This is a genomic window from Aliivibrio sp. 1S175, assembly GCF_001690985.1.
In the GTDB taxonomy this organism is placed as follows: domain Bacteria; phylum Pseudomonadota; class Gammaproteobacteria; order Enterobacterales; family Vibrionaceae; genus Aliivibrio.
In genome coordinates this window covers 1-546 of the sequence record NZ_MAJS01000081.1, presented here as the reverse complement: position 1 = coordinate 546, position 546 = coordinate 1, and the positions used below count along the sequence as shown (strand labels likewise).

The window sequence follows — 546 nt, the reverse complement described above, 5'->3', positions numbered from 1 at the left end:
GTGTTATGCAGGCGTTATGGCGCACGGTCAAGTAAATAGAGGTCTCAGGATGAGCGATAGAATAAAAGTGGCATTGGAATGGCTAGATAACATATTGAAATCAGAACAAATTACATATCAAATTGTTGGCGGGCTTGCTGCAACAATACATGGTGGTAATCGTGAAGTTGCTGATATTGATCTCTACATCAATAAAGCGGATGCTGCCAAGATCCTAGCACAAGTAAATCCTTATATTTCAAAACCACTAACTCACTATGTTGAAGGTTCATGGGATCTTGAATATTTTCAGTTAATCTACAAATCACAAAAAATTGAAATAGGTCTATTTCCTGGCTCTAAAATACGATCATCAGAAAATGGTCTATGGCATGAACTGAAAACGGATTTTACGTCGTCGGTTATTAAAAATTACTTAGGTATTGAGGTGCCAGTTATTCCAATCGAACAGCTAATATCTTATAAACGTCTTTTAGGGCGTGAAGTTGACAATATTGATGTTCAGGAATTGCTGCAAGTTTCCGCGCCATAACAATCGCATCAACA

The 546-nt window shown here is 37.5% G+C and carries 1 protein-coding gene; it reads left to right on the top strand.

From position 1 onward, the window contains the following. Positions 1–49: 49 nt before the first annotated feature. Positions 50–532: a MazG-related protein gene (locus A6E06_RS18460; RefSeq protein ID WP_065591837.1), complete on the top strand. Its 483-nt coding sequence runs from the start codon at positions 50–52 to the stop codon at positions 530–532. Positions 533–546: the final 14 nt, after the last annotated feature.